Origin of the sequence: Corynebacterium sp., assembly GCF_052107835.1 — a bacterium.
GTDB lineage: Bacteria > Actinomycetota > Actinomycetes > Mycobacteriales > Mycobacteriaceae > Corynebacterium.
The window spans coordinates 24302-35264 of sequence record NZ_JBQEDF010000033.1 but is presented as its reverse complement, the minus strand read 5'-3'; the positions used below and the strand labels follow the sequence as shown (position 1 = coordinate 35264).

3 protein-coding genes are annotated in these 10963 nt (G+C 56.8%); 1 reads left to right on the top strand and 2 read right to left on the bottom strand.

The genetic code is table 11. From position 1 onward, the window contains the following. Positions 1 to 192 precede the first annotated feature (192 nt). Both ACTIL2_RS09400 and ACTIL2_RS09395 read right to left on the bottom strand, forming a co-directional pair. Positions 193 to 2673 carry a CHAT domain-containing protein gene (locus ACTIL2_RS09400; RefSeq protein WP_442337200.1) on the bottom strand — a complete coding sequence of 827 codons (2481 nt, stop codon included), beginning with the start codon at positions 2671 to 2673 and terminating at the stop codon, positions 193 to 195. 139 nt (positions 2674 to 2812) lie between these two features. After that, positions 2813 to 7783, bottom strand: a complete 4971-nt coding sequence (locus ACTIL2_RS09395) for a DEAD/DEAH box helicase (protein ID WP_442337199.1) — start codon at positions 7781 to 7783, stop codon at positions 2813 to 2815. 146 nt (positions 7784 to 7929) lie between these two features. Between ACTIL2_RS09395 and ACTIL2_RS09390 the strand changes: the two genes are divergently transcribed. After that, entirely contained in the window at positions 7930 to 10860 is a 2931-nt protein-coding gene (locus ACTIL2_RS09390; protein ID WP_442337198.1) for an exonuclease domain-containing protein, read from the top strand. Positions 10861 to 10963: the final 103 nt, after the last annotated feature.

Here is a 10963-nt window from a genome sequence, read left to right as displayed (position 1 = left end):
CCGGTTCTGTGCCTTCGCATGCTTCAAGGCGGTCGAGAACATTTCTAGCGGCACCGTAGCCGCTGGGATCAGTGCGACGCTGCGGCGCGCTTACAGGAGTGGCGGCTCGGGTGAACTTTGGGAGGTTAGCTAAGCCCATTGATCCGTACTCTGAGACTTCGTTGACAAGACAATCTTTGAAAAAGATCACCTTTAAACTGTCAGCATGAAGGACGACCACTCAATCCCGAATTGTTCCCCAGGCATGCGTCCTTCATTCTCGATATCGTACATCACCGTCGATGCTTGGTGTGCAAATTTGGCAACGTCAATATAGTTGATGCCATCAGGCGATGATCTCCAAAACCTCTGATAGAATTCCTTCATGAAATTGCTTGAAGGCTTGTCAAGAACTGGCCAACGTGAAGATAGGCAACATGAGGAACCCATAGAAACCGCAGCTTCATCTAGTGATCGTGGCTGAGAAGTAACATTCACCGATGCGGCACTGCAGCAACCGAGAGTCAAAAGGAACGGAAACGCTCCATCAAGTGCATACAGATCTTTGCTGACAACATCTGACGTCTGCGTGATCAGCCTCGGAGACGCATTCTCACGGCCACGTTCTCCGTGACCATAAAAGTGCACCACATCTTCTCCTTCGGAAATAGAATTGAGGAACTCATCCTTTGTCGCATCAACTATCCGAGTAGTTGGCACCTTGCGATGATTGCTCACAGATGCATATTCATAATCGGCATTGACGAGCTTGGCATATGAGGGGTCTGGAGGATCAGCGCATTCCACGAAGGTGGCAGAACGGGGCGTAACTCTTCGATTTCTGGGGGAGGTTGATTCCAAGCTATTAATCATTAGGGGATATTTGATGCCTATCGGGACTTTTGAAGATCCCGAGAGGAGGCCGATAGGAAAGAAGCGATAATATGCTATGGGGGTGGCTGAAATTAAAGTAGATTGCGAGGCGGCTGCACAATCTTCGATAAAGGCTGAAATCGGAGTCGCAGTTTCTGCGATATCGATAACGCATTTTTGCCAGCTTCTCCTACTGTTCCGATAGGCCGAATCGAGGGCTGACGAGTAACCCAAAGATTCGTCGTCAAACCGATAATTAGCCGCGGTGAGAGTGTAACCGTTTATTGAATCTTCGGTATAATGGTTAATATTTCCGTCGGCGCCCTGGCATAGGCATAGCGTGTGGCGATGACTATGGGTAATAAGCACGCGCATTTCCAGGTCATTGCTATGTCCGGACAAGCGACTACCTTGAAACCAATGAGGATACTCTTCTTTCAATAGGGACTCGCCCATTTCGACAAGGTTTGACGCATACAATTCTACAATTGTGCGGCGCCTAAATACTGAACCGAAGTCCATCCTAGATCCTAGACAAAGATTTCGAACTTCATCAGGCGCCAACCTGTACGCCTCAGTCCCGATACGCAATAAAGTTGAATAACCGTCAACTTTCTCCCATAGTCCGGATTCCAAATAGCGAACCCAGTACATCAATACGTCGCGGTAGTTCTTATGATACAACTGTTTGCCTAGAAACGAAATGACGGATCCCATTGCTTCGGATTTCTCGTCTTCATTCATCCAGGTAGCGGTGCTGTTCGATAATTCGATTGCGCTGTCCAAGTGCGGGTCGCGAAGAGACTTCGTCGAGTTTTTGCTGGCGGTAGATAGATGTTTTGCGAGTTCAACTACATTGAAAATATCAGATCGGGAAGGAAGGCTTTTTGAGATAAGTTGATCAAGGCGTGTCCTAGAGGCCCAATCGGGCTTATCCGAAAATCCACAACAATGCGGGTTGGCGGAAACAGCATCGTAATATTCCACGGCACTTCCGAAATAGTCAAAAGCTGGCAGTTCGGCTTCGTTACTTATAATTCGTTCTTTCGCAGACTTGTAAGCATTTCGACTCATAAGATCAAGGATCTCTGAAACCCCATTGCTGAAAACGCTGGACAGTTGTGAAAACTCTTTAAAATCTTCAGATTCAGTATTTCTCTGGATAGTTCTAGCGGCTTGTTTAAGTGCGCGCCATGAGTTGGTTAGCGCTTGTGAATCACCTGCTATGAGGTAGAATTTCCTCCAGTAGAGAGAGGAGTTGTAGAGGTGGAATGAGAAACTATACGAGTCCCCCAACTCTTCCTTTCTCTTTTTTGCCACGTTCATCATTTTCCATACTGAAGTTAATAGTGTCTTAGTTAAGTAGGTTTCTGGAAGCTCAAGAAGTGTCGTTATTCCTAGGTCCGCGAGTATCGCGGATTGCTTCATGGCAACTTCGATGCGGGGATCATCCTTGGGGTAGGATAATTGAAGCTTTTTCCACTTGTCGGATATTTCATATAGTTCATTTCCATGTTGAATTCTTTGTGTCCAGGTGAGATTACTATGCGCGCGAATTCGAAACACTATTACCTCGGCATCTGCGCGAACCCCAGGCTCTTCTATACTGAGAACATCGCTAATCGTTTTACTCCAGGTCGAATATACGATCGCTGTTCTGACAGATTCGTCAGCGTAGGTACCTTGGGAGTGAATATCGGTTATCTTTCTTTCGAGGAGCTCCCCTAGTTTGGCCAATTCTTCTGGCGTTACTGTTTCTTCGCATGGGAGTGTGTTCCTATACTTGTCTATGACAAAGTCAATCTCTCGCTGGGTAATCATGCTATTCCTTTCGTTTGCTCGATTATTTTCTGTATTTGTATCTGTCTTTGCTGTTTGTCTGAAGATGGGCTCTATGGATTTCCGCGTTGAACCCTATAGTAGTTGGGGTGCAACTTATTTCGGATGGTAATGGGCATGGTTATCTGGATACGTTTTCAATGATTTCCCGCGTGGTTATGGCGACCGTGGTAACTCGGGCGATGAGATCAATGATATACCGGCAATTTTTGCTATCATCGGACCACTCATTGGGGTCATTAGTGATGCTGGAGGTCTTGTCCGTCTTTACCTGCCAGCGGTCCATGACCCAGCCCAGGGCCGAGCGGGAACCGAGGAGGTACTTTTCGGCTTCCTTCGGTATGCCTGAAATCGTGACGTTCGGGTTGTAGACGATGGTGGTGTAGTCGGTGTCGCCCTTGGTCTTCTTCCACTTCATCTTCCTCACCCGCCAGGTCTCCGGGTCGGCCGCGTCAGCGGTCTTCTTCACCTCTACGTCCAGTGGGTAGGGATCGATGGCCTCGAAGTTGATGTGCAGGTCCATGAGCTGGTGGCCGGCCTCGGTGATCGCATCGAAGCGGGCACGGTCGGTCGGGGTCTCGATGTGGGGGAGCATCTTCTTCAGGTCCGCGGTGTAGGTCTCCCGGTAGGCCGGATCGTGCAGTTGGCCGTAGACGAAGTGGAAGATATCGTCCTTGGCGATGTCCTCGCCGAGGGTTTGCTGGTAGATATCGAGGATTTCGTCGGTGATGTTGTCGAGGCGCCGGTAGCCGTCGGGATCGATGTCGCTACCGGAGGACGCCGCACCGAAGTCCAGGGTGCCGTCCTCGGGTTCCGCCTTCACATAGGTCCACCGGGGGAAGAACTGGGCTGTGTATGTGAAGAGTGATAGATCGGGCATTGCAGATGTGGCTAGAACCGTGAACTGGGTGCCTTCACGCGGCGACATGACCGCGAAGCCGACGTTTTCGTGTCTCGGCGTCGGGAACGCTGATGCGAGTTGGTACACGCGTTCGTTGAGCTGTCGATCAAAGTAGACTTTCTGCCGCTGGAAGGGCCGGTAGAGGCTTGTTCGGTAGCTGTCTGTTTCCTCGGAGAGTCTTGTGTCGCGGCTGAGCTGTTGTTTGAGGCTGGAGTTCCAGTTGGTTGCTCCTGGCCCGGTGAGTTCAGGATGTTCCTGGAGGAATTGGTCTACGTCTGGGAGCTTGGGTTTCTGGATACTTTTCTGTGCGCACCATGGTGTGAAGAACTCGCGGGCTGCTGCGTACTGGTCGACCATAGACAGAACCTGCTCGTGGAGCGCATTCGCAGAGTACGAGTAGCACCAGGCATCGCGCCCCGTCGCAAGGCCGAGTGAGTACGACGTAAAGAATCGAGGCAGACCAGTCTCGTTCTTCTTGTCACCGAGGACCGGCCACGCAGCAAAGTCCTCTGAACGCTTGTTGACCCAGTCGCCAGCAGAGTTTGGAGTGGTCAGCGTCCAGTCCATGTTCTCCAGGGTGGCCCTGCTGACCAACGAGAGCTTCTCTTCCCGCGACAAGTAATCGCCGATGTCTTTGTAGAAGACCTCACACTCACCGGTGTGGCTTGGATCTTTGACGCCGATCCAGATGGCGATAGTGTTGCGGGACCCGGAACCGAAGACCTTGCCGCCTTCCTTGCGGGAAAGCTCGCCAGCCGTGCGCTGGTTCCCACGCAGGTTGTAGACATAGATTCGTGAGTAGTCCTCGGCGAGAGACAGCCGGATACCGTCGGCCGTGTTGCCTTCGATCCAGCCGCCGTTCGATACGAAGGCCACGATGCCCTGGTCCCCGATACGGTCCGTGGCCCAACGGAAAGCGCGAAGGTACGAGTCGTACATGGTGCGGGTGCTCGTTGCCGTGGAGCGCTTGACGTAAGTCTCCGCGATGCGAGCATCCAGCGTCGGATACTTGAGGTTGGCATTCAGATCATTCGCTGATGTCTGTCCCACGGAGTATGGTGGGTTTCCCACGATGGCGTTGATCGGGGCTGCGAGCTGCGCCTCGATCCTGTCGTTGTTGGCGGGGAAGACCTTGAGGTCCAGTTCGTCGCCGTTCTCCGCGATTTGGAAGGTATCTGCCATGACGATGCCGGGGAAGGGCTCGTAGTCCTGCTCGGCAGCGTCCTGCCCGGACTCACGGATCAACGCATGGTACGTAGCCTCAATGTTCACAGCAGCGATGTAATAAGCCAGCAGCATCAGCTCATTGGCATGCAATTCGGTGGCGTACTTGCGGGCCAGGTCCTCAGTCCGTATCAGGCCGGACTGCAGCAACCGGACCATGAAGGTGCCGGTGCCAGTGAAGCCGTCGAGGATATGCACGCCTTCGTCCGTCAAGCCCTTACCGAACGCATCCCGGGAGGCCGCGTCCGCCGCACGGAGGATGAAGTCCACGATCTCCACCGGGGTGTAGACGATGCCCAGCGCGTCCGACTGCGCCTTGAACCCGATGCGGAAGAACTTCTCGTACAGTTCCGCGATGACCTGCTGTTTACCCTCGGCGCTCTGCACCTCCGACGCCCGGACACGGACGGAAGCATAGAACTTCTCCAGGCCCGCAGTCTCAGATTCGAGCCCGTAATCATTGAGGGCATCCACCATTGTCTGCATGACCTTGGACACCGGATTCTGCTCGGCGAAGTTCTGGTCCTCGAAGAGAGCATCAAAGACCGGCTTGGTGATGAGGTGTTGGGCCAGCATCGAGACCGCGGCCTGGAAATCGACCGAATCATTGAGATTGTCCTTCAAACCCTGGACAAAGGAATCAAAGCGCCGGCGCATCACCGAGCGGGTGCCGGTATCCTCGTAAACTGCAGTGATCCGGGTGATCAGACGGTCCACGATGTCCGCGACATCGGCGGCCCAATCCTCCCAGTACGTCCGGGTACCGACCTTGTCCACGATGCGGGTGTAGATTGCCTGCTGCCACTCCGACAGGGCGAACAGCGCCATCTGCGCCGGGGTTTCCGCATCGCTCGCGGCCGCGTCCTTCCCGGAATTGTCAGTGGAACTGCCGTCCGCGGCAAGCGACTCGTCCTCCGAAGTCGGGCCGACATGGCCCCCGAGCAGCCGGTCAGACTCCTTGCCGTTCTTCTGCGGGTTCTTCGCGTTCAGAGCAATGGAGTTCACCATCGCGTTGAAGCGCTCATCATGAGCGCGCAGCGCGTTGAGGACCTGCCACACCGTCTTGAACCGACGGTTGTTGCCCAGAGCGCCAGAGGGGGAGGCTCCGGCAGGTACAGCGACCGGCAGAATGATGTAGCCGTAGTCCTTCCCCTCGGACTTGCGCATCACCCGGCCGACGGACTGCACCACATCGACAACGGAATTGCGTGGGTGGAGGAAGAGGACCGCGTCCAGCGCTGGAACGTCCACACCCTCCGACAGGCAGCGGGCGTTGGTGAGGATGCGGCACTCGTCGTCCTCGACCGGGGCCTTCAGCCAGGTGAGCTCCTCATTGCGGCGCAGGGCGTTGAAGGTGCCGTCCACATGGTGGACCTCGCAGCGCAGGCCACGGTTCGTCTCGTCGATCCGGTGACCTTCACCCTGCTGGTCATCGAGGAGCTCCTGATACGAATCCACCACCTGCGGAAACAGTTCCGCAACCTGCTTTGATGCCTTGATGTCCTTAGCGAAGGCGACAGCCCTGCGCATCGGCACCTCGCCCGCCCCGAAGGTTGAACCGTCCGGTGCGGTGCCGGCACGCTTGGCCAGACCATTCCAGCAGCCCACGATCTTCGAGGCATCGTCCAGGGAGAGTTCGCCGTCGGCCGCCATCGACCCCTGCAAGTTGCCAGCCATGACGGACTCATCGACCGTGAGCACAAGCACCTTGTAATCGGTAAGAAGTCCACGGTCCACCGCCGTGCCGAAAGACAAACGGTGGAACTCCGGGCCAAAGGTGTCCAGATCATCCATAGAGACGATCTCTGCAGAGTGCTCCTCAGCCTTGGACTTCGTGGTGTCGTCAAACAGTCGGGGAGTGGCGGTCATGTAGAGACGGCGACTCGCCTTAATGAAGTCAGTGTCGTGCACCTTGACGAAGTTCGACGCGTCCTGCCCATCGAGAGTGACACCGGTGGTGCGGTGGGCCTCGTCGCAGATGATGAGATCGAACGGATCCGCGCCATGCTGCTGGGCCTCATGAATGGCTGGCAGGGACTGGTACGTGGTGAAGACGACCGTGAGGCCCTTCGCGCGGCGGCGGTGACCACCCAACTCCTTGGCCAGTTTCTCGCCATCGGTAGTGACCGGGATGATGACATCCTCGGTAGCCATATCCTCAGCGGCCCGCGAGACCTTGTTATCCGAGCAGACAGCGAATGAACGCATGTCCAGGGTGGTCTGGGCATTCCACTCCCGCAGAGTTTGGGACAACAAGGAGATCGAGGGAACAGCGAAGAGAATCCGGGCCTTGCCGTACTGTTCCGGCTGCGCAGCGAGCCGTTCGGCGATCTTCAAGGAGGTGAACGTCTTACCAGTACCGCACGCCATGATGAGCTTGCCGCGGTCGGTGGTCTCGAACCCGCGGAAGGTTGCCTCGACCGCCTCATGCTGGTGCGGGCGAAGCTCGTTCTTCTTCTTCGGAGTCAGATCGATCTGGAGCTGATTCTGCGGCCAGGCGATGTCCCAGCTGACGGGGGAATCTTCCAAGTCCTTCATGCTGATACGGGTGACCGGGATCTGCTGACCCTCCAGAGCCGCCTCGGCATTCTTCCCCCACTTGTCGGTCGTGGAGATGATCACCCGCCGGGTAAAGGGCGCCTTTCCAGACTCTGTGAAGAAGGAGTCGATGTCCTGCTTACGGAGCTGATGCGTCGGGTCGTAGAACTTGCACTGGATAGCGGCATACTCGTCCGGAGTGTCGAAACCCTCACCAGTTTCCGCGACATGGGCGACGATGTCGATGCCGTTGTCTCCATGATTGTGACGCCCCGGCCAATCCGGCCAGCGCCACACCTGGTCGTACTGTTCGTGCAGCGTGGGATCGAGCTCAAACCAGCGGGCCATCAGTTGTTCAAACTGGGTGCCTTGCTCTGAGGTTGAGCGGGAATCACGGAACGCGTCGATCACATCGTGCACTGAAGCCATGGTGAGTCAGTGTACTTTGGGCTTGCTTAGTTTTCTGGGAAGTCTCGAGGTGTGGGGGTGGGGTCCACCTGTACCGTTTCGGTGCTTTCGAGAAATGCCACTCGCCAAGGGGTGCTGACACTTCCTACACGCTAAGGTAGCTCACTGTGACTAATTATCTTCAGGCCCCGTGTTACGCCGTCGTTGACGTGGAAACGACAGGATTCGCCAACCGTGACCGCATCATCGAGGTCGCCGTCGTCCACGTCAATGCACAGGGGGTCGTGGAGAACCACTGGTCAACGCTGGTCAATCCACAGCGCGATATCCCGAACACGTTCGTTCATGGCATCGGTGGCGCTGACGTTGCCCACGCCCCAACCTTCTCTGACATCGCCAGTGAGCTCGCTGAACAGCTGAGGGGACGCATCGTGGTCGCCCACAACGCCCCATTCGATGTCCGGATGCTCACCGCCGAATACGAGCGTTGTGGCGTCGGTGGTCAGCCGCTCAGTCGCAGCTGGATGTGCACACTTCAGTTGACGTCTCAGGTGGCACCGGCATCCGGGCGCAAACTCTCCGCCGCATTGGCAGCCGCCGGGATCACGAATGTACATGCGCACTCCGCACTGGGGGACGCCGAAGCCACTTCCGAGCTGTTCATTCACTATCTCCGCCAAGCGCCACGACTGATCTCGGAACTCTCGACCACTACCGAGGCCCTTGAACTTGCCCTCCCCACAAGCGGGTCGCCGAATGTGACGCTGTGTCAGCGTGGAGCATCCCACGTGTCCCAGACTCAGGATGGCACCTGGCTGTATCAGCTCGCGGCGGGCGTCCCGTTCGTTGGACGGCCCAACGTGGATGCCTACCTGGAATTGCTGGCCGACGCGATGCTCGACCGCGAGCTGTCCGTACACGAGGTGCAGCAGCTCACCGTGGCTGCATCGGATATGGGAATCGGGCAGGAGGAAGCACAGAGTCTGCATCATGACTTCGTGCATCAGCTGGCGGTTCTTGCATGGGCCGACGGAGTCGTCACGGAAGATGAACGTGATGAACTGCTCTCGGTTGCCAGTGCATTGGGGGTGGGAGAGTCCGACGTGCATCGACTACTTGAGGAGCCGGTCTCCGCCGCCGTCGATGGGAACACCTGGGGGCCCCAGTTCCTGCTTAAATCGGGGGACCGCGTGACCTTCACCGGAGCGACAGAGATCCCTCGGGAGGTGTGGGAATCCCGAGCAGTTGACGCCGGACTCGACGTGGGAGGGGTAACGAAGAAGTCGGCCCTGTTGGTGGCTGCGGACCCCGACTCAATGAGTGGGAAGGCAGCCAAGGCGAGGAAGTACGGGATCCCGATTGTGGGGGAGACGGCGTTCGCCCGTCTTATTGGTGAACTGGAGAACGCCGGCACTGGTGACATTGCTCCTGAAACAATGGTTGCGGCGACCCATCCGCCGCGGACGGCACAGGACCTTATCGAGCCGGATGAGGAATTCCATCTCGATAACGCAGATCTAGCGTTCGCTCCGGACATTTACGGGGAGGACGACGGTGGACTGATCACGGTCGATCACCAGGATGGCATCCTGCATGTTGAGCCTGATGAGAGTCGGAGCACGGCAGCTACCACGCTTCTTGACGTGTGGTACAGGTGCCACGAGCGCGAACAGCGAATACTGCGTGATCGGATCATTGCACCGCAGCCTGCGACATTGGAGGAGGTTGCGCAAGGGATCGGTGTGACGCGTGAGCGGGTACGCCAGATCCAGAGAAAGCTCATGGACCGCCTGGTGCCCGTGGTTACCTCGGGGCAGATTGCGGATCTGCTAGCGGGAATTCGAGAACACGCGTACCCGGTGAACACTCTCGACACGGTAATGGAGATCTTCCCCGAGCTGCTGGAACATCTCCCTGGATGGGATGCCCCGCTGTGGCAGATACTGGATGCCTTCGATGATGACTTCCGGGTCGATGATGGTTGGGTGTGCTTCCCCGATCTGCCGGCCGCAGCCCAGCGCACCGAGCGGCTCATGGCTGGGATGGTGAACGAGGAGGGGGTTGCCGAGTTGTCGGTGGTGTTGGAAGCATCCTCATTGGACGACAGCTCCGTCCTGGCCGAATGGATGAGGACGTGTGGATACCTGGTTCAGGATGGCTACGTCATCACCCGTACCGGATCTCAGCCTGCCCGGGCGGCAGCATTGTTGTCGATCGTGGGGCATCCACTCACTGGCAAGGAGCTCTATGCGCGAGCCAGCAGCGTGAAGACTGAACGCTCTTTCCGCAACGGGCTTTCCTATGGTGAGAACCTGGTGCGCGTGGGAGCGGACAGCTGGGCGCTGCGGCGTTGGGGCCTGGAGGAGTACACGAAACTCGGCGACATGATCGGCAAGCGGGTCGACGTCGCTGCGGAACAGGGGAGCGATGGCGTACCGATAGAGGTGCTCAGTGAAGGATTAGTCAGGGATTTCGGTGTGTCCGCGACGTCCGTTCGTACCTATTCGTCCATCGGGGAGTTCGAGCTCTCGAATGGGGTGGTGCGGCGGCGGACTGAACCCTTGGTCAACGACGCAGATCCGGCTGAGGGTAACGGGCTGTACTGCCGCGACGGTCGGTGGTGCCTCCTTCTTACAGTTACCCATGACCATCTGCGTGGTTCCGGATTTGCCGTGCCGAATGGAATGACTGCGTCTCTGGGATTGACGTGGGGCGAGCCTCTGATGCTTCCCAGCGACTATGGTGATCAGCGGGTGACGTGGGGAAACACCGGCAACAGTGCGGTCGGATCAATCCGTCGATTCCTCGAAGCAATGGGCGTGGGCATCGGGAAACGCGTGTGGATCGATCTGCACGATGGACAGTGGTTTTCCGTCTCGCCGGCTCCGGCTTCCTCGCCTGTCGGCTCACTCGACGGAATGCCATGGTTGGCGGACCATGTCGGCGCATCACCCGTTGGCTCGGTGGACGAGCTGGCCACCGCAGTGGCGGAAGCGATCGGATTGCCTGCAAACGCGCCCCGACGCAAAGTACTTGCCCGATTCCGTCATCGCTCGGACGCGGACGCGGTTGCAGTACTGGAAGAGCTGTGGCTGTGACACCTGAATACATTGATCAGGCGCGTTTTCTCGTTTCTTCAGTTGAAACGTATTATCTATAAAGACAAACGCCCCCGAGCCGTTGGCTCATGATTCCCTGGAG

Bases quoted from the DNA above. Each gene is read 5' to 3' on its own strand.
- ACTIL2_RS09400 (WP_442337200.1), bottom strand. From the start codon at position 2,673: ATGATTACCCAGCGAGAGATTGACTTTGTCATAGACAAGTATAGGAAC.
- ACTIL2_RS09395 (WP_442337199.1), bottom strand. From the start codon at position 7,783: ATGGCTTCAGTGCACGATGTGATCGACGCGTTCCGTGATTCCCGCTCA.